This window comes from Desulfonema magnum (genome assembly GCF_017377395.1).
In the GTDB taxonomy this organism is placed as follows: Bacteria; Desulfobacterota; Desulfobacteria; order Desulfobacterales; family 4be13; genus Desulfonema_C; species Desulfonema_C magnum.
Genome location: NZ_CP061800.1, coordinates 5583592 through 5607939 on the forward strand (window position 1 = coordinate 5583592; position 24348 = coordinate 5607939).

The following is a 24348-nucleotide window of genomic DNA, read 5'->3' on the forward strand; positions in this document are numbered from 1 at the left end:
GATTGATAAAGACAGTGGAAACAGTAGCCCCCTTCAAAGAGGTAATTGATGAGATAAAAGCGGCCGGCGGAGAAATCTTCAGATTATGCTATCAATGCGGAAAATGTGATTCTGTTTGTCCGTGGAACAGGGTCAGAACGTTTAGCATGCGCAAGATAATCCGAGAGGCTACGTTCGGTCTGACTGAGATAGACGGTGAAGATATATGGCGTTGTACGACCTGTGGGAACTGCGTTCAGCATTGTCCCCGGGGAGTAAACCAGATAGAAATCGGGGTATCCTTACACAGAGTTGCTTCCGAATATGAGGTTTTTCCTGCTTCTGTCCGTTCCGCCCGCACCGCGAGAGCAAGTATCATTTCCGAAGGAAATCCCTTGCAGGGAGAACGAAAAAAGCGGGCTGAGTGGGCAGAGGGTCTGCCTGTGAAACAGTTCGCCGAGGGGATGGAAATTTTATATTTTGTCGGTTGCTACTTCAGCTATGACCCGAGAATGAAAAAAGTTGCTGTTGCCACAGCAAATATCCTTAACAAGGCAGGGATTGATTTCGGGATACTGGGATCCCTGGAAAATTGCTGTGGAGAAAGCATCCGAAAGACGGGCAGTGAGGAGTTATTCAAACGTCTGGCCAGGGAAAACATTAAAACGTTTATTGAAAACGGCGTTAAGAAAATCCTTGTGTCTTCCCCGCATTGCTACCACACCTTTAAAAATGAATATCCCGAATTTATGGTGGACTTTGAGGTGATTCATATTACCCAATACTTATCTGAGCTTATCAATGACGGAAGACTTGAGATCACCAAGGCGTATGAAAAGAAAGTGACATATCATGACCCGTGCTATCTGGGCAGACACAATGACATATATGAGGAACCCCGGAACGTTTTAAAGAAAATACCGGGTTTGGAACTGACTGAGATGGCTGATTCGCGCAGGGATGCTCTCTGTTGCGGCGGGGGAGGCGGCAGAATTTGGATGGACACGCCAATGGAAGAAAGATTCTCCGACATCAGATTAGTACAAGCCAATGAGGTCGGGGCACAAGTCCTGGCCACATCCTGCCCATATTGCATCACCAATTTTGAGGAAAGCAGGTTAAACCTGGAATATGATGAAGTCTTGGAGATTAAGGACATCACGGAAATTATTCAGGAAGTGATTTAGGGAACCCAAAAAAGCTGAAAAGGACAAAGAGAAGTGGAAAACGAACGAGTTGAAGGAAGTTTTTTTAACAGTCCCGCAGACCGTAATTTCGGAGATGTTATGGTTGTCGGCGGAGGGGTCAGCGGTATTCAGGCGTCTCTTGATCTTGCCACTGCCGGTTTCAAGGTTTACCTGGTTGAGAAAGCCCCGAGTATTGGCGGCCATATGGCCCAGCTTGACAAGACTTTTCCCACCAATGACTGCTCCATGTGAATACTCTCACCCAAACTGGTCGAGGTCGGCCGGCATCCGAATATAGAGGTATTGACCTACACTGAAGTTGACAGTGTGGAAGGAGAAGCAGGGGATTTCAAGGTAACCCTGACTAAAAAGCCCAGATATATTATTGAGGAGAAATGCACGGGGTGTACCACCTGTGTGGAATACTGCCCGGTTCAGTATCCTGATCAGTTTAATCAGGATATATCGCAGAACAAAGCGGTTCATATTTATTTTGCTCAGGCGATTCCCCTTGTCGCATATATTGATGAAAGCTGTCTTTATCTTAAAGAAAAAAAATGTCTTATTTGCGAAAGTGTATGTCAGGCTGATGCCATAGATTTGAATCAGACCGCGGAGAAGGTGGAAATAAATGTAGGGGCTGTGATTCTGTCTCTTGGCATTGAGCCGTTTGATCCCAGGGTAAGGGAGGAATATCGCTACGGAGAGTTTGAAAATGTGGTAACCAGTATGGACTATGAGCGCCTGTTATGCGCGACCGGGCCTTATGAGGGTGAGATACTGCGGGCTTCTGACAAAAAGCATCCCCATAAAATCGCCTGGATTCAGTGTGTGGGATCCAGACAGGTGATCCCGGGCGGTAACAGCTATTGTTCTGCCGTATGTTGCACATATGCTCAGAAACAGGTGATTCTGACAAAAGATCACGACGCGGACGCGGAGTGTACCATATTCCATAATGATATTCGTTCCTACGGCAAGGATTTTGAACGATATTTTCAAAGAACTGAAGAGCTTCCCGGGATGCGGTTTATCAGAAGCTACACATCCATCGCAAGAGAGAACCCGGAAACCAAGAATGTGGCAGTACGATATTCCACCCCCGACGATGGCGTCAAAGAGGAAGAATTCGATATGGTGGTATTATCCGTGGGACTGAATCCGCCTGCTGATTATGAGAAGCTGGCAGAGATATTCGGAATCGAACTCGAATCACACGGATTTTGTAAAATTAATTCTTCCAATCCTATGGAGACCACCAGGCCCGGTATTTTTGTAAGCGGAACGTTCCAGGGGCCTACGGATATTCCCGAGTCGGTCTTTACGGCCAGTGCCGCGGGAGCCCAATGTGGCGAACTCCTTGACTACAGACGGGGAAATCTGACCAAAGAAAGGATATATCCGCCGGAAAGGGATGTTTCTCAGGAGGAGCCGCGGATAGGGGTGTTTGTGTGTCATTGCGGGGCCAACATCGGGAGGATCGTAGATGTTCCTTCCGCGGTTGAATATGCCCTGACCCTGCCCAATGTTGTCTATGCTCAGGAACAGTTGTTTTCATGCGCGACGAATTCCGCCCAGGAAATAACAGACATGACAAAGGAAAAAGGGCTTAACCGGGTGGTTGTTGCTGCCTGCTCCCCCAGAACCCTTGAACCGTTATTCCGGGACACTGTTCGGGAGGCAGGAATAAATCAGTATTATTACGACATGGCGAACATCAGGGAGCATAACTCCTGGGTCCACTCCAAAGAAAAGGAAGATGCCACACAGAAGGCAAAGGATATCATCCGAATGTCAGTGGCACGAGCCTCCCTTTTGGAGCCGCTACAGGAATATGATCTGCCAGTAAACAAGGCAGCGTTGGTGGTCGGCGGAGGTATTGCAGGTATGACGTGCGCCCTCTCCATCGTCAGCCAGGGACATGAAGTTTACTTGGTGGAAAAAGATGCTGACTTGGGGGGAACAGCAAGGAGAATCCATTACACCCTGGACGGGATGGATGTTCAGGCCCATTTGCATGATCTTATAGAAAAGGTATATCAGCATCCCCTGGTGCATGTATATACCGATGCTAAAATAACGGATGCTGCCGGTTATGTTGGGAATTTTGTAACCAAAGTGGAGTCCGAAAGAGGGATCACAGAGATAGAACACGGGGCCGCGGTCATCGCTATCGGTGCGGATGTATATGAACCCACTGAATACCTTTACGGAGAAGATGACAGAGTTCTGACTCATCTTGAGTTAGAGGATCATATCGTCAGAGAAGAAGAAAAAGTAGTGAAGGCCGAGAGTCTGGTGATGATTCAATGCGTAGGTTGCAGAAACGAGGAGAGAAATTACTGTAGCCGGATATGCTGCGGTGTGTCAATAAAGAACGCATTGAAACTGAAAGAGATAAACCCCGATATGGATATATACATCCTCTTTCGGGATATGAGAACATACGGGTTCAGTGAGGATTATTATCGGGAAGCGGCAGATAAGGGTGTCAGATTCATTCGCTACGAACCCGAGGACGAACCTCAGGTGGAACCTGGTGAGTCAGAGGAGGGGCGGCCTGTTTTAAAGGTGACTGCGACAGATTATATTCTGGGTCAGAAGCTTGAAATAGATGCGGATATAATTGCGTTGGCTGCTGCTGTTATTCCCTCCGCAGGCACGAAGGAGGTCGCGGGCTTATTCAAGGTGACACTGAGTCCGGATGAGTTTTTCAAAGAGGCTCATGCCAAATTAAAACCCGTGGAGTTTGCTGCAGACGGGGTTTATCTTTGCGGAATGGCCCAGTATCCTAAACAGATACCGGAAACCATCAGCCAGGCTTACGGTGCTGCCGGCCGGGTCCTGACGCTTCTCTCCCACGACACGGTCGTCGCCTCGGGTTCTATTTGCGAGGTGGATGAGAAAAAGTGCATGGGGTGCGGGGCATGTCTCTCAGCCTGTACATATGGTGCCATAGAGTTTCGTGAGGTAAAAAAGGATAAAAAGGCTGTGGTCAATCCCGTTCTTTGTAAAGGAGACGGTCTCTGCAATGTAAAGTGTCCCACAGGCGCTATTTCGCTGAAGCACTTTACCGATGAAGAAATCCTGAGCCAGATTGATGCCGCGGCGGCTTAAATCTCAATGCAGATTTCTTTTATCAGCAGTTACGCCTGAAATTTGGCGGTGTCTGATATCACGCTCCGCAGAAGGTGGTATCAGACACCAAAATATTCGGTCAGTCCGTCCTTGCGCTGATGAGCTTTGGCGTTCGTTCATTAAGAGACAGGAGATGGAATATGAAGGCAGAATTTACAGCAATCATTGAAACAGCACCTGAAGGCGGGTATTGGGCCATTTGTCCGGAAATCCCTGGCGCCAACGGACAAGGCGAGACGATTGAGGAAACTAAGAATAATCTTCGGCAGGCTATCGAATTAATCTTGGAAGATCGCAGAGAGGACATCCTTCGCGGGTTGCCTGAGGATGTAATCCAAGATACGGTGATGGTTGGATGAAACGACGGGAACTGGAACAAAGGTTAAGAATTGCGGGTTGTTACCTGAAGCGTGAAGGAAACTCTCATTCACTTTGGATTAATCCGAAACATGGGATTACGGAAACAATTCCTCGGCACACTGAAATCAAAGAACCATTGGCAAAGAAGATTTTGAAGAATTTGAAGGCAGATTGACCGAACCAATCATTCCGACGGACGGGGGCTTCCGCTTCGCTCCGGCCCCTGCAATTCGTCGTTAGTTGCGTTTAATGGCGTTTAATCGAAATCAAGGCAGTATGTTGATATGAAATTTGAATGGGATTCCCATAAAGCCGCAACCAATTTCCGAAAGCATAAGATTTCTTTCAAAGAAGCCTCAGCAGCTTTGAGTTATCCGATGGCCGCAACCGGCATTAATCCTGACCATTTGTCGATATCATACAACAAATGGATGGTGGTTGAAGATAAGGTATATGTATGTATAGACTAACAAAGGAGATAAGAACGAATGAGTGCAGGACTTAAATTTAAACCGAGAATATTAGGTTTTGTATGCCATTGGTGAGCATACGGCGCTGCTGACATGGCTGGAGTTTCCAGACTGCAATATACAACTGAAACCAGGCTTATTCGCGTCATGTGTTCCGGCAGAGTTGACTTGGAATTTGTACTCAGGGCCTTCTTGAACGGAATGGATGGGGTGTTTATTGGCGGGTGTCATCTTGGCGAATGTAATTACATTACCCATGGAAATTACCATGCATTGAACATGGTGCTTCTGTGCAGAAAAATAATGGAACACATCGGACTGAACCCGGAAAGACTAAGGGTCGAATTTATGTCTGCCGGTGACGGAATCCTCTTTGCCGAAGTAATGGGTGATTTTGGCAAAAAGGTGAAGGCGCTGGGACCCCTTGGCAAAGGTGAGGACATAGATCAAGATGAATTAAAGGTTAAAATTAAAGAAGTTATAAAGCTGATTCCCTACATTAAGATCGTGGAAAGGGAGAAACTGGCGTCACATCTTGAGAACAAAGAAGATTATGATGAGCTTTTCACCAGTGATGAAATAGACAGGTTATTCAGCGAAGTCACTTCGTATTATATTGATCCGGAGAAATGCCGGGCCTGCGGCACGTGCCTCAGAAAATGCCCTGCGGATGCTATTATAGGTGCCAAGAAGCAGATTCATGTGATTGACCAGGAGAAGTGTATAAAATGCGGAACCTGCTTTGAAGCCTGCCCGCCTAAATTTGGTGCGGTGACCAAGTATTCCGGCGAGCCTGTTCCGCCGCCGATTCCTGAAGAAGAAAGAACCATAGTCAAAAAGACTAAAAATAACAAAGAATGAGAGAAAACATGCCTTTCCCTCACCTTCTTCCGACCGCGGCAGAGCGGCATTTAATGCCGGCGGAAAACGGCTCTGAGGTCGAAATTAACCGTATTTTTGATTGCATCAGCACGCCGTTGCGAAAACCAGAACAAACTGTCTGTCTGTAAGTTTTCGGACATAAGAACTCCGAGGTTTCCAAAACCTCGGAGTTCTCTGATAGCGGAACTTGCCGTCGAAACGGGGGCAGGCCCTGAGTGTGACCCTCGCCTTTTTCTTGCCAAGGAATCTGAATGAATAGTATTGTGGCGAAAACCGCATCAGGAGTAATAAAACTGTGACTGGATATCACAATTCGGCAATGTTGGTCATAACCAGAAAAGACCCAATAATCAGGAGGATATTTTGAAAATTCTCACAACAGTAAAAAAAGTGGTTGATGTAGAATTGAACATGCATGTGAAGGACGGCGCCATTGTTGAAGACGGGCTGCAGTATGTTATAAACGCCTGGGATGAAAATGCAGTGGAAGCATCTGTCCAGCTGAAAGAAAATAACAAAGCGGAAACGACCTTGGTGAGCGTGGGCGGCGGAGACAACACCGATATTATCCGCAAATGTTATGCCATGGGAATTGAAAACGGGATTCATATTGATGATCCGGCACTGGACAAGGCTGATTCATCCGTTTTTGCCAAAGTGTTGCAAAAGGTTTACGAAAACGGAGCGTATGATCTCGTCATCACCGGAAAACAGGCCCAGGATACAGACAGCGGCCAGACCGGAATCATGCTGGCAGAGTATCTGGGTGTGCCTTGTGTCAGTAATGTCATTGCCATTGAAGTTGCAGACGAACAGCACATTAAAGTTTCCCGGCTGGGGGATGCCGGAACCGAAATTGTTGAACTTGAATTACCTGCTGTGGTCACGGTGAGTGATAGTATCAACGAACCCCGGCTGCCCCAGATGCGCGGCATCATGATGGCCAAGAAAAAGAAAATCAAAAAAATGGATCTGGCAGCACTGGGCACTTCGTATGATGATCTCGGAGGCACTGGTCTGAAATCGGAAGTTATTGAATTTATGGCATCGAAAACACGCGAAGCCGGGCAAAAATTTGAAGGCGATCCGGCTGAAATCACAGCTCAGGTCGTGGGTCTTCTGGCCAATGAAGCAAAGGTGTTTTAAATAACTTCAAAATATTATTTACTATCATAACTGGACACTAACCGGATTCATACAAGGAAAACACATATTATGGCTAAAGTACTCATAGTCGCAGATATCAAACAAGGTGTACTCAAAGGCAGCACAGCCGAACTGTCATCAAAAGCCAAGGCCATTGGCGCGGAAACCGCAGTGGTGGCAATTGGCAGTAATATCGAATCGTTAATTCCAGACCTGGTAAACGCCGGTTCTGATACGCAGTATATCGCGGATGATCCCAGTCTTGAACTATTTTCTGCCGGTCCTTATGCATCGTGTGTCGTTGACGCAGCCAAACAATTTGGTGCCAATCTGATTTGGTTTGGTTTTTCTGAAAGCGGCAAAGCCGCGGCCCCGAGGGTCGCAGCTCAGTTGGATGCAGCATGCGCCACTGAAATTACTGATGTGACACTTGACGGTGATCAGATCGAAGTCGTAAGACCCGCCATTGCAAACAAAGTGATGCAACGCATCAAAGTCAATACCGACCAACTGGTGGCAGTTGTCAGAGCGGGCGCATTTGAGGCCACAGAAGGCATCACAGGAACCGAAAACGTTGTCAAGCTCTCTGCCCCGGAAACTGATCTGAAGGCCGTGATTAAGGAACTCATATCAGATGCAAGCGGTGAAATTGATCTTGCCGATGCTGACGTTGTCGTATCTGTGGGACGGGGTGCCAAAGATCAGGCCGGTGTTGATCTTGTAAAAGAACTGGCCAATGATCTGCAAGCAGGTTTTGGCGCTTCCCGGGCCATGATAGACGGCGGTTTCATGGCACATAACAAGCAGGTGGGGCAGACCGGTAAAATTGTAGCACCGACGCTTTATATGGCCATCGGTATCTCCGGAGCCATTCAGCACCTTGCAGGCATGAACGGCTCAAAAGTGATTCTGGCTGTCAACAAAGACCCCGAAGCTCCCATCTTTAACGTGGCCGACTATGGCATCGTCGGAGATCTCTTCGAAGTAGTTCCGATTCTTCGAGAAGAAATTAAAAAAGTCAGAGCTTAGAAGGAGTGTCACGGACTGGCATCCGGCGGCCCAGAGCATGGGGTGATGAAAATATTGCCAATGCGCTTAAAAGGCTGATCCCGTTTTTGTTCCCTGTATTTTATCATTATCCGATCTTCAATCAGAAAAAATATGTGGAATAAAAACGGGATCACAATTGGCAATCCTGTTTATAACATTTTCATCAGTTCAGGCAGGTGAGAGTTTCAGATATCCGGAACACTGTTTCGGACATGGCAACCGTTTATAATGCTTTCTTGCTCACTGAACATGCGGTATAACTTGTTAAAAAATGATATGCTTCCTAAAATTGGTGTGTTCTAAAACTGGACTTGTTCCAATATTTGCTAAATTGATTCAAATAGTTATAAAGTTTAGCTCCCCTTTTGGAACACTGCCAAACATTTCAGTTATTTGATAATCATATATTCACGGAACTAACAGGGAGGCAATGTGATGCAATTAGAGGATAACACGCTCACAAAACTGAAACAGTTTGAATATCTTTTTCAGCATGGGCATAAAAGTGATCTGATCAGGGAAACACTCAGCAAGCTGGCAGAGATTGAATTATTTGAATTTAAAAAGAATCTTTTGGAAATACAAAACAAAATCAGTCTGTTTGAAAAACAGTACAACATGACTTCGGAAACATTTTCAGAAAAATTTGATGCCGGGGAACTCGGTGATTCTGCTAATTTTATTGAGTGGTTTGCTTATACGGATATGCGGGATGAGCTTTTGAAAAAAATTGAAATTCTTGACAAATCAGATGCCTGACGGATGCCCGGACATATTTGGAAACAGTAAAACTGAAGCTGGTTGCTTTGCCCCAAAATTCGGTCAGCAGAGATAGTTGATGAGCGCACTGTTTTGCCGAATCACGGGTATTTCAGAGCCCGTCTGACCCTGATAAATGGCGATTTTCTTGAAATATCAGAATATTTCATATCTGACGGGAATCAGTGCAGACCTCAGAAGTATCGGTATCAGCGGATGGACAGCTCGCGTATCCGTCTCATAAAACGATGGGATAATGCAGGCCATTTTCCTTTGTTGCCCGGTTATCCGCATCATGTTCACATCGGAAGTGAAGATAATGCAAAACCCTCAGAGCCGCTTAGTATTATCAAACTTATTGGTATTATAGAACAAGAAATTGAATTATAGTAAACGGTCTTTTGCAGATTCCAAATATCAAATTTCAAATAAACTCCGAATTGCGATCTCCGAATCTCAAATAAATCCCGAAGTTCAATCTCCACATTTCAAATAAGTAAAATTGAGATTCGGGATTCGGGATTTGAGATTTGGGATTTGGGATTTGGGATTTGGGATTTGGGATTTGGGATTTATTTGATATTTGAACATTGAAATTTGGAATTTACACACGAGGTATTTATGAACCCCCTTTTTATGTCTGTATTGCTCATTGTGGGGCTGGCGGTTTTTGGCCGCACCATGTATTATAAAATCCTGTTGCTCATGTCGCTTGAACCTGCCGACAGGGTTAATCATATCATAGAACGAGTTAAGAACATAGTGATTCTGGCACTGGGTCAGAAACGTCTGGTGGGAAGAAAAAAAGAGCGGGCATCGGGTATTATGCACGCTCTGATCTTTTGGGGCTTCTGTGTTCTGATAATCCGCAGTCTGACTTTATACGGAGAAGGATTTTCAGAAGGATTTCAGCTGCCTTTTTTGGGCGATGATTTTATTTTGGGGTATCTCTATATCGCCGTAAAAGACATCATGGAAGGTGTTGTTCTGCTGATGGTGATTTATGCCATCTTTCGCCGGGCAGTTCTGAAACCGAAACGGTTGCACAATACATGGGAAGCCTATCTGGTTTTGGGACTGATCGGAATTCTGATGATTTCCGATCTTCTGTATGACGGTGCCCGGTACAACCTGATTGTGCTGCATAATAATCCGGATCATCTTCATTTTTTCAATAACCCGGAGTATGGTTCAGAATTTCTGTGGACACCTGTTTCCGTAGCAGCCGGGGCACTCATATCCGGGATAAGCCCGCAAAACATCATTGCGATAATGATTACCGGGTTCTGGATACATATCATCACCCAGCTGATATTTCTGAATCTTCTGCCTATGGGAAAACACTTCCATGTCATCACCTCACTTCCCAATGTGTTTTTAAAGAGCCTGGGATATCCCCATGAAAAAACCAAAGTTCTGGATCTGGAAGATGAGGCGGCCTGGGAAGATGAATCGCTGGGAATCAATCACATCCATCAGCTCAACTGGAAACAGGGACTGGATCTTTACACCTGTACCGAATGCGGCCGATGTAAAGATGTCTGTCCTGCTTATATCACTGACAAACCCCTGAATTTGTATGAGTTCAATGACAAACTGAAGCTTGAGATGTTGGATAATGCGGACAATATTATTCAAAGAGCAAAGTTGGCCGGAGCCATCAGCCAGAACGGCACTGATCCCGAACAAGTTGAAAAAATCAAAGCCGACATGGCTGAACTGAACAGCAAAAAACAGCTGGTCGGTGATGTGATCTCCGAAGACACGCTCTGGGCCTGTACCACCTGCCGGGCATGTGAGCAGGTCTGCCCCGTGACCATCGAGCATGTTCCCCGTATCATCGCCATGAGACAGGGACAGACCCTTATGGCGGAAGCCTATCCCAAAGAACTGAATGTGGCCCTGAAAGGACTTGAGCGCAACGGCAATCCCTGGGGTATCGGGTATGACAAACGCGCGGACTGGGCCGAAGGTCTGGATGTCAAAACAATGGCAGAGGACTCCGATGTTGACTATCTGCTCTGGGTCGGCTGTGCTGGTTCATTTGATGATCGGACCAAAAAAGTGTCCGCAAGTCTGGTCAAAATTCTGCAAAAAGCCGGTATCAGCTTTGCCATCCTGGGTACGGAAGAAAAATGTACCGGTGACTTTGCCAGACGCGTGGGAAATGAAATGCTGTTCCAGATGATGGCGCAGGAGAACATTGAAACGCTGAACAGTTACAATGTCAAAAAAATCATTGCTGCATGCCCCCATTGTCTCAACACGCTGAAGCATGAATACCCGGAACTGGGCGGAAATTACGAAGTCATCCACCATTCGGAATTCATTCATCAGCTTGTAAAAGAGGGCAAAATTTCTTTGAAGCAATCATTGGAAGGATCCCTGACATACCACGATCCTTGCTATCTGGGGCGGTACAATTCGGTTTATGAGCAGCCCAGATCGCTCCTGAAGTCCATATCAGAGCGGGGACTCACAGAACTTGACCGCCATGGTCAGGAAAGTTTCTGCTGCGGTGCCGGCGGCGGAAGAATGTGGATGGAAGAGACCATTGGTAAAAGAATCAATCTGGAGCGGGCCGAGGAGATTGTGGGTCAGAATGTGGCAAATGTGGCAGTGAGCTGCCCCTTCTGCCTGACCATGATCGAAGACGGCATGAAGGAACTGGGTAAAGAAGAGGAAATAAAGACTCAGGATATTGCCGAGCTTGTGGCGAGCAATATGAAGTAATCGTTGTCAGTTGTTGTTATTATAAGGGGCGGTCCTGGCGGGTCGCCCCTTATTTTATATCAGGACTGCAAAAAAAACCGACTTTTCTCCCGGACGGAGACTCTCCCCGGCCGGAAAATCCCGGGTTTCTCCCACGTCCGTCGTGTCCGCTCTGTGACAACCCGGAAAATTTCAGATATGCCGGGTGTCACAAACAAAAAACCAGATTTTCCGGTAACCAGCAGCCTTATATCTTTTCAATAACCTCTAATAATTCAGAAATCTTAGTGAACTGATTGTTTTGCAACAGATTGCATATGATGTTATTTATAATTTGGAATGGCTTACTTCTATCTGATTTCATAGATTTAATCATCTCTGTATAAGCCTGACTGTTCTTTATGCTGATAAATTCTAATTTTTTGTTCTTAGCAGCAGCGTCTTCTGATTTTCTATACGTGATAATAAAATCTGTTTGTAATCCGTTTTTTCTGTTATCCTGAACAACTGAATTTGCTGAATAGCCTAATGTTTCAACAGCGTTCAGAGAGAAACCAACAGAATGGAATGTTTTTACAACATTCAGCCAGGCTTTGTCATCTAAGCTGTTAAACATGAATGAAAAATACCTGCCTGGTTTCAAAACCCTGAAACATTCCGACAGAACACTGTTCAGAAGCTTGTTATAGTCGTGAATGTCTTTGTCCCGGTCTTTTGCCTCACTCACGATTATTTCATTATCATAATCAGCCTCTTTTCTTAACCAGCCATTCCACAGCATACTTAACTCAAGATAGGGGATTCTGTTGCCATGGGGAGGATCTGTTAAAATATAATCAATGGAATTATCGGGTATCTCCTTTAAAAACATCTGGCTGGGTTCATTGACGATAAAATAATTTGCAGCATCTTGTAATGCTTCAAACGAACTTGCTAAACGATAAGTCTTCAATATTGCATATTGCTCTTTTTAGCTTTAAGAATTTTTTTGAACCTCGTCTCAAAGCAGGTCCAGACATTATTTTCAAAAAATTCATGAGGGGTCCAATATCCGATTACCCAGCTTCCGATTTCTTTTTTATGACTGACAGCAGCGTGTTCTTTTGTTTTATTTCTGCGCTTTATTACAAAAACCATCTTGCTGGCCTGCCCAATTGCGGAAGTGAAACAGAATAAGAAGATGTTTTTTAAAAGCGTGTCTTCTATTTTCTCAATTCTGTTATGCAAAACAGATAGTGCAAGCAGGTTTCTTGTGGTAAACAGTTCGGAAATATTATCTTTGTTATTCGTATTGATTCTTGAATTATAAAAAAATGCGTTTTTTGGGAAAAAATAGGGAATATCATTGATTGAAAATGAATCCGCCAACCTAAGATCGCTGTCTTCCGGATATGTCGTTATCCGCTTCCTCCCTCCGTTTGAATAACGTATCTCTGTCAGCTCATTATTCTCCCACAAAAAATTTTGCCCGATATAAGAACCGCGATCTCGCTTCACAACATACAATTCATTGATGTCTGCTTTAATATCCGCTTCAAGCGCACTAAATTCCTTTGCCAGCGATTGGGGATCAATGCCGGACAAAAGCTGCTCTGTTATAAAAACCGCACTTGGATTGATATCAATACCAAAACCTTTACGCTTGTTAAACACTGCTTCAAGAACAGACACTCCGGAACCGGAAAAAGGATCTAATACAATATCATATGGTTTGGTATATTTTTTTATAAAGTCTGATATGATATTGTAAGGTTTTTTCCCCCAGTATTTATGAAGCGCATATACACCGGTATATGACTTTGCTTTATGGGTTATTTCTTTATTTTCAGTATGTTCTTTCATATATCCGTGGAAGCGTTTTTAATCGGAAAGCAGATCGAAAAAATTTTCAGCATACTGTTTCCCACGACCATGCCGAGGAGCGCAAAAAGTTTCCGATCTGCTGACATGGACTTCTGTCACTCGATGATCAGGTTTTTTGATCCGATTCGGCATCCTTCATATTAATATAAAAGTAGTTGACACTTTTTAAAAGCTTGTTTTCGGGCACACTTCCGGTGTCAGAAGGCTGGCGGACGAACCTTCAGTTATGGTGATATGATATTACGATTTTGTGAATTGGCGGCCGGAAACGGATTTTTCTGAAAAAACCGGTTCCTTTTTACGAATTCACAGTGACCGCAAAAGACGGATCCGTTTTTTCCACAGTATCAAACAGAAGTTCGATCCAGTCTTTTTCCTGTTTCCTTCCGGTCAGAAGTTCATAGGGAGTCCTGCCTTTTCTCTTACCAGCCCTGTAACGGCGGTGATTATGGTAAAACATGATCAGGTTCAGAGTCTCCTGATTTATATTGTTTTTTGAACTGTTCAGGTAGGGACGGATTATCGAATTTATGCATTCGACCAGAGACGAACTCCGAACTATTCGGTCCAGTTCGTTGTAAACCTGCTCTCTGACATATTCATAATCGGCCTGAAGATGACCTGTCGCGGTTTCGAGACAGAATTCCTCGTTCATTTCACAGTGCTTCCGTGCTTCGGGGGTTTTCGCCTTAATCATCTCTTTTCTCCATTGCCATGCCAGACAAAGCGCCCGCAATGCCTCCTGACTGACCGGCAGTCCCCTGAGTTCTGAGACAATCGGAGCTGCCACATCGAAATACCCGAGCAGGTCAGGCAGAGTGCGGCGGACCTTTCCGACAGCTTTGGCAATGTCGGGTTTTCCCAGTGATTCCAGAAGATTCAGCCCCTCTCCGATATTGGCTTCCGCCTCCTCACGTTCCCTGAGATTGCCGTTATTGTCGAACAGTCTGAGTTCATTTATGACAGAAAGATAAAGATAACTGAAGTTGTCGTACAGTTCGATTTTTTCATCGGCAATCCTTTTTGCCTCCTCGTATTCTTTGATTCTCCGCGAAATGACAGCGTCACTTCTGGCGGAATCGAGCTTACGCCAGCGTTCCTCCTCTTTCCCAATGGCTTTGTATGCGGCATTTTCAAGGATTCCGACCCGTCTGCCAAGCCGGTGTGCCACAGCGTGATAAGTGTCCGGCTGCCTGAAAATATGGGCCAGGGATTCTTTCTGAGCTTTGCACAGACCTCTGCCTTCGTCACTGACCACATAAACTGCCATATATCCGTTATTTTCCAGGCAGTTCCAGTGATTCTTCCAGTCTTCGGCCTTCCGCGTGTCGTTCAGCCCGATTTTCAGTATTGCCGAACTGACCGGGTCAGCCGTGACCAGTATCGGCACCCTTTTGGAAAATATCTCATCACTCAGATAAACGAGCAGCCGTATCTCGCCATTGTCAGTTTTAAGAGTGTCAGGCAGCAGGGAACCGAAATATTTCAGAGTCTGACTGATGAAACCGACAGATGCGTTGTCAATACCGAAACGCCTCATAATCGTTGATACGGCTTCCAGAGAACACCGGCCTTCAAGTCTCAGAGACAGTATGTGGCTGAATACCGATCTCTGTCCGGTCACAGACGGCTCACAGGAATCATATCCGAAAGCGGCCTCACCCGTCTCTTTCAATGTCGCTGCCAGCATATAAACAAAGGTGCGGGAAATCATAAACTGCTTTGAAAGAGCCGTCACTGTTCCCCACGCTCCGGTAACCATTGCCGTGAGAGCAGCACATGCAATATGCAGCCTTGTAACAGGAGACAGATCACCGCGCCGTACGAATTTTTTCGGAGTCAGTTTTATATTTCCCCGCTCTGACAGACTTTCATTTTTTATGACAACAGGTGCGCACATAATTCCTCCTTTCCGTTATAAAGATTTTCGTTTGCAAAATCGTTTTCCCTGTGTCATATACCATGTTAAAAAAATTATGTCACCCCCTGACATCCGATTCATATCCGACTTTTGTTTTTATAAAGTGTAAACTGATAAATGAAGGATGCCTCCGATTCGAACAAAAAATTTGTCATTCCTGCGAAAGCAGGAATCCGTTTTTGGCCGATGCAGTGTTCCGGGAGCTGTGGATTCCTGCTTTCGCAGGAATGACAGAAAAAAACTTGAATATCGAGTGTTAGTTAATATCCGGCTGACCTGCTGACTAAGGCACTTCAACCGAATCAAAAATATGCCCGATGATCTGCTCCGTTGTAATATCTTCGGCTTCGGCTTCATACGTCAGGATAATCCTGTGGCGCAGGACATCCGGGGCAATGGTTTTCACATCCTGGGGGGTGACATAAGCTCTTCCCTGGAGAAAGGCATACGCTCTGGCGACCAGGCTGAGGAAAATCGTGGCCCGGGGAGAGGCTCCGAAATGGATATAATCGGAAATATCCATATGATAATCCTGGGGATTTCGGGTGGCAAACACGAGGTCAACAATATACTCCCTGAGTTTTTCATCCATATATATTGACGTGATAAGAGAACCGATGTCATCCAGTTCTGCCGGATCAATGATCTGTTTTATAACAGGCACATTTTCAAACCCCACCCGCTTCATAATTTCTTTTTCTTCAGATTTATTCGGATAATCAATAATCAGCTTGAGCATGAACCGGTCCACCTGGGCTTCGGGCAGGGGATAAGTTCCCTCCTGCTCAATGGGGTTCTGCGTTGCCATAACAAGAAAAGGATCCGAAAGCTCAAAAGTGGTTTCACCGATGGTCACCTGCTGCTCCTGCATGGCTTCCAATAAAGCAGACTGAACTTTGGACGGGGCACGGTTGATTTCGTCGGCAAGAATGATATTATGAAAAATTGGTCCCTTTTTGATGCTGAAATCCCCTGTTTTGGGACGATAAATTTCTGTTCCGATAAGGTCCGCCGGCAACAGATCCGGCGTGAACTGAATTCGCTTGAAATCCACCTGCACCGTATCGGCAAGGGCCTTGACAGCACTGGTCTTCGCCAATCCCGGAACCCCCTCGATGAGTATGTGTCCTTTTGTAAAAAGTCCCATCAGCAGCCCGTCAATCAAATCCCGCTGCCCCACGAGAACCTTTCCGATTTCGCTTTTGATACTGTTGACAAGCAGATGTTTTTCCTCAATCTTTTGTTTTAATTCCTCAACTGCCAATGTTCCTCCTTAGCCCTTAAATAGTATATGCTGCCATTTTCTTCACTGTATAGGAAATCACATTTTGTCATAATTGCTGATAAGCTATCCTTACAGTTATAAGAAATCCGGAACAAATAAATGTTCATGAGTGCGGCGATTTCCTCCCGGCTCATGAAAATATATTTTTCACGGCAAAAATTAAGAAAAGAATTTGAATTGTCAAGCCAGAGGCAATATAGGTTTTTTTCAAACCAAAATGACTACCGTGCTTGCCGCCATCTGATTTTAAGATGTTACGGAAAGTCTCAGACGATTTTGTTGCGGACTGCCCATACAGCGGCCCGGGTTCTGTCGTTTACATTTAATTTATTAAATATGTTGATTATATGGCTTTTCACAGTATGGGGGCTTATAAACAGTGTGTCTGAAATTTCAGCATTGGTGGCTCCTTCGGCCACAAGACAAAGAACTTGTATCTCCCGGTCGGTGAGGTCTGTCTGAATTTCAATGTCCTCGTTTTCCGAAATTTTGCGCTTTTGTTTTTCTTCAGCTAATTTTTTTTCCAGACTTTCGATATATTTTTTCTGTTTATTACTGTCCTGCTCATTTTGAGGGGCAGTTTCAATTGCAACGGTGGAGGCAAGATTTCCGTCCTTATCATAAACAGGATAAATAGCATTTTCGCAGATGGGGCTGGTAAATCCAGGACATTGGTCAGGAGTGGTCTGTCCTCTGCTCAGAGCGCCTGCAAAAGCCAGGCAGGTGGAGAATCCGCATGCTTTGCAATTTGTCCCGGGCAGAAGCCTATAAATGTCAATAACGGAAACAGGTCTGAATTTTTTATAATTGGGTTTAAGCGAATGTTTTCTCGTATGCAACTTATTAAGAAAATGAATAAGCCGCTCTGCAAATTCAATTGCCTGGTTACGATTGGTAAAAGGCGCGGCAATTACGTCGTCAGGATACAAAACACACTGAAAACCGTCTATGACAAATTTAATATATTCAGGTTTGTCATAAAATACGGCATCTTTAAACGTGGCGTTTATATAAGGAAACAACTCGCTCACATCATTATCCAGTTTAAAATGAGCCCCCCAGCTTGCCGCGGGCACAAAACTCGACTTTATGCCCACTTTTGATAAAGAAAAGTCGGAATATCCCTTGATAAGCATGTTTTTTCAGATTTCATCAGCAGATCAAAAAGTCTTCCGGACTGAGCGCTGGACATCAGAGAAACCCGGCTTTTTTCCCGGACAGGATGTCTCCCCGGCCGGAAAAACCCGGGTTTCTCCCCCTGTCTGTCGTGTCCGCGCTGTGAGGGCCTGAAAACTTTTTATACTGATTATGTTTATATATAAAAGGGTTATATGCTATTATCGCGTTGCTTAATTTAAAGAATTATAAAGTGATAATACAAAGACTGTCAATCTTATTTTGACACAGATTTTAAGAAAAAATTCGATTATCAAGTACAAACTGCAGAACAAACCAGATTTCCCAAGTATTCGAATTCAAAAAGATTGTGCGGGTATTTAAAACGCTGGACTTTTTCTCATAAATATATTAATGAGCATACTTCGGAAGGGAAATTTGTTTTTCTGTAAACAGATTGAATTTTCAATATGTTAATTTATCAGAAAGGAGACAGAAGATGAAATGCAAAATTGTTGCATGTATTTGCGCCCTGGTTTGGATGCTCTCGTTATCACAGGCTTTGTCAGCAGATATCCCGGGAGAGGTGAAAGATAGAATTCTCATTTGTCCCGGGGGTAAAGTGGTCGGAGTGGAGAGTGCCACATTAGGGGACGGAAGACAATCTTATGATGTGGACATTCAGGCAGAAGGAGCAAACTACAGCAATATTGTTTCATTCTACAGACAAGAAGCAGGAAAAAGAAAGTGGCGGATATTCAATGACGTGGATCGGGGATACAGCTATATTCTTCAGTGCCATGACGGACGTTACAATATTGATATCACCGTTACAACAAAAGAAAACAGCGTGTTGGTCCGCCTGAGTATCCTGGGATAACTCAGCAAACCTCGGGGGAATTAAAATAAGTCAAATGATTACCAACGTGCTGAAATTCGTTTCTCAAGCTGACGTGGTCATTTGCCTGCGGATAAAAAGTACAAGAAAAGGAGATAAGAAGAGGAAGCGGCCACTTTCCTTTTCTTATCTCTTTTCCATGTACTTATCGAGTATTAAGAAGTACAGAGAAGGGGGATTAGAAAGGGAAGAATCGTCTTTTCCTTTCGGAGAGCAGATGCTGATCTTGATCCGCATACTGAATCACTTCTCCGTAAAGAATAGCAGGCCGGAATTTTTTCAGGAAAATGTTGAAATCCGCATCCTGTTATGTTATTTACTCCGATAAAATAATCAGAGTTGATATTATAAGATATAAAATTAAAAATTTGTTTTTATCACTCAATAATCAAATTTTTTTCTGTCATTCCGTTCGGATCGGATCAAAAAAACCTGATTATCGAGTATTAACCAGATGGTGAGTTATATTTTTGACATATTGATTTATTACTCATTCATTTTAACAGATATTCGCGGAGTTTAAAAAAAATGAAATTCAGATTTATAAATCTTGGTCCGCTGAAAGAGGTCGGATTAGAAGTCAGACCTCTCACCATCATCGGAGGCATCAGTCAGGTTGGAAAATCCTTTATCATAAAATTTTTGTACGGAATTTTGTCTGCAAAGGCATCTCCGGCTGAGGAAAAAGAAAGAACTGATAAGCTTAAACGAATTTTTCAGCAAAAAGACTTTGGAAAGTTAAAAAACAGATGTTCGGGAAAACTGGGTCTGATCACGTTGGAAGACAATATCATATTCCTAACCCATTCGCATAGTGAAAATAAAGACACACTTTTAAAAAAAGCTGTTGAAAACGAACCTGATAACATTTCTCTGACATTAGTTTATGCAAATTTTTTAATACAGCAGGAACAATTTAAAAACGCTGAGAAATGTATTCAAAAGGCTATGGAATTCACAAAAGATGATGATGATGATGAGGCGGCTCATATTTATAGTGAATTTCTGAACAAGCTGAAAAAATCAGAGAAGCCATTGGAAATTCTCAGTCCGGAAAGCGAAGAAAGATTGTCTGAAATTCTCGGCGCAGAAAGCCAGAAGAGCTTTGCCAGCGAAACAGGCAGGGACAGATTTGCCGGCGAACTCTCCTTTTCCAAAGATCAGTACGATGACACCCTTCAGTTTTATAATTACACTCTGAAAACAAGAGAAGCCCTGCTGGGGGAGAGCCATCCGGATACCGCCACATCGTACAGCAATGTTGGCGGAGTTTACTATTTCAAAGGGGAATACGACAAAGCCCTTGACAGCTACTTTAAGGCCCTGGAAATCGCAAGGGAGGTGTTCGGAGAAAATCATCCGAATACTGCTGTATTCTACAACAATATTGGTCTGGTTTATTACTCCAAAGGGGAATATGACAAAGCCATCGAATGCTATTCCAAAGCGCTGAAGATAAGAATGGATGTTCTGAATTATAGAAATATTGCAGAACTTTATACCGGAAAAGGAAATCAGAACAGTATATTGGAATGTATGAAAAAAAAAGATATTGAATCTGAATTTTTCCCAAAAGATGAATTAAATCTCAAGCCAGGTCCCCGCGACATGCGGAGAGATCAAGATATCTCATATATTCCGGAACCTTCGGAGAATTTTAAAAAAGTCTCATATATTCCTTCCCCCGTGATTCTCGATCTGTTCAGATCAATTATCACATTCCGAGGTGACAAAGGAAGCGCGGGCATTTCAGATATTTACTGGGACGTTCTCAGAGACATCATCGCTACCGGTGATTCTGCCGAAGAAATAAAATTGAAAGAGATTTCAAATAAAATCAAAGAGATTATCGGAGGAACACTGAAGTATGAGATATCAAAGGGGCTGAGATTTGTAAAAGGAAAAAAAGAACTTGACATGGATTTGGTAAGTTTCGGAATAAAGCTTTTTGGTATTTTGCAACTGCTGATACAAAGAAACCTTATTACGCCCAAATCGTATCTCCTGCTCGAAGAACCAGATGCCCATCTGCACTCCGCTTTAATGGCGAAATTTACAGAAGTGGTGAAAGAACTTGTCAAAAAAGGGGTTCATGTGATAATTACGACTCATAGGCCGGGGCTGGTCAGGTGTTTCAGAGACATGATAACAACTGAAGAATTGGATCCTGACCAATGTTCCTTTCTCGGTCTGAAATTGGATGAGGATCACCAAGACGTTTTCGGGAAGAGTCAGCCTGGCATAAAAGGAGCGGAAAACATACTTGCCTCCTTAGATGAATGAGAATATCAAATCATGAGTGAGATAACCACCGAAAAATACAAAGAAACAGCAAAGAAAGGCATTGAAAATCAGGTTCTTCAGAACGCGCTGGCAAATCTTCAGGAACGTCTGGGCAAAGGAACGGCAGCGGCTTATCGCAGGCTTCCCGAAGGATCTGAACTCCGTTTCAGAGGTCATGATATCCGGATGAACGCCATAGAGAACTTGGATGTGCTTTTGGAGACTCTGGCTGAAAATATCCGTAAAAATGGCGGCCATGTTTTTTTTGCCGAGGACAGGGAAGCTGCTGTAAATTACTGTCTTGATGTGGCACATAAGCATAAGGTGAAACAGGTGGTCAAGGGGAAATCCATGGTGACTGAAGAGATCGGTCTGAACCCGGCGCTCATCTCGGCAGGCATCGAGGTCAATGAAGCAGACCTGGGTGAATACATCGTCCAATTGGCTGAAGAGCATCCCTCGCATATCATCGCACCTGCGATTCACAGAACCCGGAACGACATCGGCAGACTCTTTGCCGAAAAACTCGGCATCCCTTATACGAATGATCCGCCATCACTGACCCGGGCCGCGAGAAATGCCCTGCGTGAGAAATTTCTCAATGCGGATATGGGAATTTCCGGATGTAATCTGGCCTGCGCGGAGACCGGACATATTACCACCGTATCCAATGAAGGCAATATCCGCATGGCCACGACCCTGCCCCGGGTTCATGTTGCCTTTATGGGAATGGAGAGAATCGTCGCCAGTCTGGAAGATCACGAGGTGCTTCTCAGGCTTCTCACCCGGGGGGCCTCAGCCCAGAACATGGCTGTTTATACCAGCTTCATCGGAGGCCCCCGGCATCCGGATCAGGCGGACGGGCCGGATGAATTTCATCTGGTAATTATTGACAATGGCCGGACCCGCATTCTTGCGGACAAGGAATTTCGGGAGATTCTCTGTTGTATTCGCTGTGCAGCGTGCCTCAATGTCTGTCCCGTGTATGCGAAAATCGGGGGACATGCTTACGGCTATCCCTACTCCGGCCCGGTGGGGGCAGTGGTCACGCCGCTTCTGGTGGGAATTAACCGGGCAAAAGATCTCTGTCTGGGAGAAACACTGTGCGGGGCCTGTCAGAATGCGTGTCCGGTGAATATCAATCTGCCGAGGATGATCCTCAGTTTACGTGCAAAGCTTGCCGATGGCGATCCCGAATGGGGGGTGACCCGGGCCAGTGTGAAAGAAAAAGCCATATACACCGCGTGGTCCTGGGTCATCCGAAATCGAAAGGTTTATGATCTTTTCCTTCGATTTGCAGCATCGGGACAGAAATTTCTTCCTCATAAAAAAGGGATGATTCGCCGATTACCTCCGCCCATGGGAAACTGGACACTGACCCGGGATATTCAGCCAATAGCAAAGGAGAGTTTTCTGCGGCGGTGGAAGCGTCTTGAAAAGCAGCATACGAAGAACTCGTTATAAATCGTGCGGAAGTCCGCAGGTATTCGGACAAAAATTTTTCAAGCATCATTTAATTGCCAAAACATCACGCCAAGAACCCTTTCAGATCACTTCGTGACCGCGAAGAATTCGTTTATATTGTCAGCCAGATTTTTCCGTGTGTGAAAGGTTCGGCACTGGTTCAGTTCAATGGGATTTTCCGAAAAAATCGCCTGAAACCCTCTGAAAACACAGCGAATTTTCGGAAAACCGGAGATGTCGTCAACTCTCTGATTTTACAGGGATTCCCATTGAACTGAACCAGTGCCCAAATTGCTTTCCGGGCGGAAAATTTTGGAAGGATGCTAAAAAATATGGATAGCAGAATAATCGTCGTTGATGACGATCAGGATTATCTTGAAATACTAAAACGGAGACTTAACGCTTTTGGCTTCAAAAATGTACGGGCGGAATCAGATCCGGTGAAAGCAGCTTCGATGTTTGAGAAAGAAGACGTTTTTGATATCGCGGTGATAGACATGACCATGCCGGGTATGAATGGCATAGAACTGCTTGAAATAATAAAAACTACCAGTCCTGCCACCGAATGTATCATGGTGACTGCCGTGAACGAGGCCAGAGTAGCGGTGGAATGCATTAAAAAAGGGGCCTATGACTATCTTGTCAAACCTGTTTCTGAACAGGACCTGCTTGTATCTGTTCGTCGGGCATTGGAGAGGAAACGCCTGCTGGATATTCTGGATATTGAGAAAAGTAAGCATCTGCCCGAACTCGTGCATAAGGACGCATTTGAACCGATTGTCACAAGATCTCGAAATGTCCTCAGAATACTAAAGGAGGCGGAACTCCACGCAGGCAGTGATGTTCCTGTTCTTATTACAGGGGAAAGCGGTACCGGCAAAGAACTCCTGGCCAGGGCAATACATGACAGCAGCCCCAGATCAGAATTTCATTTTACGCCGTTAAATATGGCATCTCTCACGGGCAGTCTGTTTGAATCTGAATTTTTTGGTCACACAAAGGGAGCCTTTACCGGGGCTCATGACCGCCGTGCGGGATATCTGGAACACACAAACGGCGGCACGTTGTTTCTGGACGAAATCGGCGACATGCCCCTTGAGCTTCAGGGGAAACTGATGCGGGTCTTACAGGACGGGGAATATATCAGACTGGGAAGCAACAGGAGTCAGAGAGCGGATATACGGTTTATCGCGGCGACCAATGAGAACCTTGACCGGCTGATGGCCAGGAAGATGTTCCGCAAAGATCTGTATTACCGTATCAGAGGGGGGCGTCTTCATCTCCCGCCGCTGAGAGAAAGAAAAGACGATATTCCTCTCCTGATAAACAGATTTACAGAACAATATTGCGGCCCTGACAAATATTCGGCAATTGAGGAAGAAGCAATGTCCCTACTGATGAGTTACAACTACCCCGGAAACATCAGGGAACTCAGATCTGTTATCCAGTCTGCTGCAAACCTGGCACAGGGAAGGCCGATTTCTGTTAATTTTCTTCCCAATCATTTACGAAAACAGAAATCAGAACTCAGCAATCATCATCACTCAGCATCCGAACCGGATGCTGTTATTTCTCTTGCAAAAGTTGAAAAGAATTATATTCTCAAAATATATAAACAGTCCGGGAAGAACAAATCCAAAACCTCCAGACTCCTGGGTATCGGACTGAACACCCTTCGAAGAAAACTTAAATCTTACGGAGCAGAGTAAACTGCTGAGGATTTCCCTGATCTTGTGACAGAAATCTTCTGCTTGTCTGTCTGACAGACCTTTATTTATGTATATGCAGGCCAAAGTTCCTGGCTTTTCTCCGGATGATGGAAGGGGAAATTCGGA

At 44.8% G+C, this 24348-nt stretch carries 21 protein-coding genes and 1 pseudogene; 17 read left to right on the forward strand and 5 right to left on the reverse strand.

Going from position 1 to position 24348, the window contains the following annotated elements:
- The first annotated feature begins 14 nt into the window (after positions 1-14).
- The 13 genes and pseudogenes from dnm_RS21320 to dnm_RS21370 all read left to right on the forward strand — a co-directional run bounded on the left by dnm_RS21320 (position 15) and on the right by dnm_RS21370 (position 11704).
- Entirely contained in the window at positions 15-1166 is a 1152-nt protein-coding gene (locus dnm_RS21320) for a (Fe-S)-binding protein (RefSeq protein ID WP_207678917.1), read from the forward strand.
- 33 nt (positions 1167-1199) lie between these two features.
- A complete protein-coding gene (locus tag dnm_RS31860) occupies positions 1200-1418 on the forward strand; it encodes an FAD-dependent oxidoreductase (RefSeq protein ID WP_492207994.1) in 219 nt (72 codons plus the stop codon).
- A gap of 51 nt (positions 1419-1469) precedes the next feature.
- Positions 1470-4283, forward strand: a complete 2814-nt coding sequence (locus dnm_RS21325; protein ID WP_492207995.1) for an FAD-dependent oxidoreductase — start codon at positions 1470-1472, stop codon at positions 4281-4283.
- Between the two features lie 161 nt (positions 4284-4444).
- Entirely contained in the window at positions 4445-4663 is a 219-nt protein-coding gene (locus dnm_RS21330; RefSeq protein WP_207678918.1) for a type II toxin-antitoxin system HicB family antitoxin, read from the forward strand.
- Positions 4660-4839: a type II toxin-antitoxin system HicA family toxin gene (locus dnm_RS21335; protein WP_207678919.1), complete on the forward strand. Its 180-nt coding sequence runs from the start codon at positions 4660-4662 to the stop codon at positions 4837-4839. Before dnm_RS21330 ends, dnm_RS21335 begins: the two co-directional genes overlap by 4 nt.
- Before the next feature lie 109 nt (positions 4840-4948).
- Entirely contained in the window at positions 4949-5134 is a 186-nt protein-coding gene (locus dnm_RS21340; RefSeq protein WP_207678920.1) for a BrnT family toxin, read from the forward strand.
- A gap of 87 nt (positions 5135-5221) precedes the next feature.
- Positions 5222-5542: pseudogene (locus dnm_RS31865) on the forward strand (hydrogenase iron-sulfur subunit); the annotation flags it as partial.
- Complete coding sequence (locus dnm_RS31870) at positions 5519-5995, forward strand: DUF362 domain-containing protein (RefSeq protein ID WP_492208006.1); 477 nt, start codon at positions 5519-5521, stop codon at positions 5993-5995. The pseudogene dnm_RS31865 and the gene dnm_RS31870, both read left to right, overlap by 24 nt.
- A 384-nt stretch (positions 5996-6379) precedes the next feature.
- Positions 6380-7162: an electron transfer flavoprotein subunit beta/FixA family protein gene (locus dnm_RS21350; RefSeq protein ID WP_207678922.1), complete on the forward strand. Its 783-nt coding sequence runs from the start codon at positions 6380-6382 to the stop codon at positions 7160-7162.
- A gap of 69 nt (positions 7163-7231) precedes the next feature.
- Positions 7232-8191 (forward strand): electron transfer flavoprotein subunit alpha/FixB family protein, encoded by a 960-nt coding sequence (locus dnm_RS21355; RefSeq protein ID WP_207678923.1) that lies wholly within the window; start codon positions 7232-7234, stop codon positions 8189-8191.
- A gap of 456 nt (positions 8192-8647) precedes the next feature.
- On the forward strand, positions 8648-8971 hold the full coding sequence (locus tag dnm_RS21360) for a hypothetical protein (RefSeq protein WP_207678924.1): 324 nt from the start codon (positions 8648-8650) through the stop codon (positions 8969-8971).
- 42 nt (positions 8972-9013) lie between these two features.
- The gene (locus dnm_RS21365; protein WP_207678925.1) at positions 9014-9361 is read left to right on the forward strand and encodes a toxin-antitoxin system TumE family protein; all 348 of its coding nucleotides are present in this window, start codon (positions 9014-9016) and stop codon (positions 9359-9361) included.
- 231 nt (positions 9362-9592) lie between these two features.
- Positions 9593-11704 (forward strand): (Fe-S)-binding protein, encoded by a 2112-nt coding sequence (locus tag dnm_RS21370; RefSeq protein WP_207678926.1) that lies wholly within the window; start codon positions 9593-9595, stop codon positions 11702-11704.
- Between the two features lie 226 nt (positions 11705-11930).
- On the opposite strand, the gene dnm_RS21375 is transcribed toward dnm_RS21370, so the two are convergent.
- The 5 genes from dnm_RS21375 to dnm_RS21395 form a co-directional block, all read right to left on the reverse strand.
- The gene (locus tag dnm_RS21375; protein WP_207678927.1) at positions 11931-12635 is read right to left on the reverse strand and encodes a DNA methyltransferase; all 705 of its coding nucleotides are present in this window, start codon (positions 12633-12635) and stop codon (positions 11931-11933) included.
- Positions 12632-13525 (reverse strand): DNA methyltransferase, encoded by an 894-nt coding sequence (locus dnm_RS21380; RefSeq protein WP_207678928.1) that lies wholly within the window; start codon positions 13523-13525, stop codon positions 12632-12634. The genes dnm_RS21375 and dnm_RS21380 overlap by 4 nt, the downstream gene beginning before the upstream one ends.
- 319 nt (positions 13526-13844) lie before the next feature.
- Positions 13845-15446 carry a hypothetical protein gene (locus tag dnm_RS21385; RefSeq protein ID WP_207678503.1) on the reverse strand — a complete coding sequence of 534 codons (1602 nt, stop codon included), beginning with the start codon at positions 15444-15446 and terminating at the stop codon, positions 13845-13847.
- A 304-nt stretch (positions 15447-15750) separates the two neighbouring features.
- Positions 15751-16731, reverse strand: coding sequence for an AAA family ATPase (locus dnm_RS21390; protein WP_219739692.1), 981 nt, complete (start codon positions 16729-16731; stop codon positions 15751-15753).
- A 287-nt stretch (positions 16732-17018) separates the two neighbouring features.
- The gene (locus tag dnm_RS21395; protein ID WP_207678929.1) at positions 17019-17888 is read right to left on the reverse strand and encodes a LuxR C-terminal-related transcriptional regulator; all 870 of its coding nucleotides are present in this window, start codon (positions 17886-17888) and stop codon (positions 17019-17021) included.
- 479 nt (positions 17889-18367) lie between these two features.
- Here dnm_RS21395 and dnm_RS21400 point away from each other — a divergent pair, with 479 nt between their 5' ends.
- From dnm_RS21400 to dnm_RS21415, 4 genes are all read left to right on the forward strand, one after another.
- Positions 18368-18748, forward strand: coding sequence for a hypothetical protein (locus tag dnm_RS21400; protein WP_207678930.1), 381 nt, complete (start codon positions 18368-18370; stop codon positions 18746-18748).
- Positions 18749-19294: 546 nt separating this feature from the next.
- Positions 19295-21049 (forward strand): tetratricopeptide repeat protein, encoded by a 1755-nt coding sequence (locus tag dnm_RS21405; RefSeq protein ID WP_207678931.1) that lies wholly within the window; start codon positions 19295-19297, stop codon positions 21047-21049.
- Between the two features lie 12 nt (positions 21050-21061).
- Positions 21062-22513 carry a LutB/LldF family L-lactate oxidation iron-sulfur protein gene (locus dnm_RS21410; RefSeq protein ID WP_207678932.1) on the forward strand — a complete coding sequence of 484 codons (1452 nt, stop codon included), beginning with the start codon at positions 21062-21064 and terminating at the stop codon, positions 22511-22513.
- Positions 22514-22845: 332 nt separating this feature from the next.
- Positions 22846-24222 (forward strand): sigma-54-dependent transcriptional regulator, encoded by a 1377-nt coding sequence (locus dnm_RS21415; protein WP_207678933.1) that lies wholly within the window; start codon positions 22846-22848, stop codon positions 24220-24222.
- Positions 24223-24348: the final 126 nt, after the last annotated feature.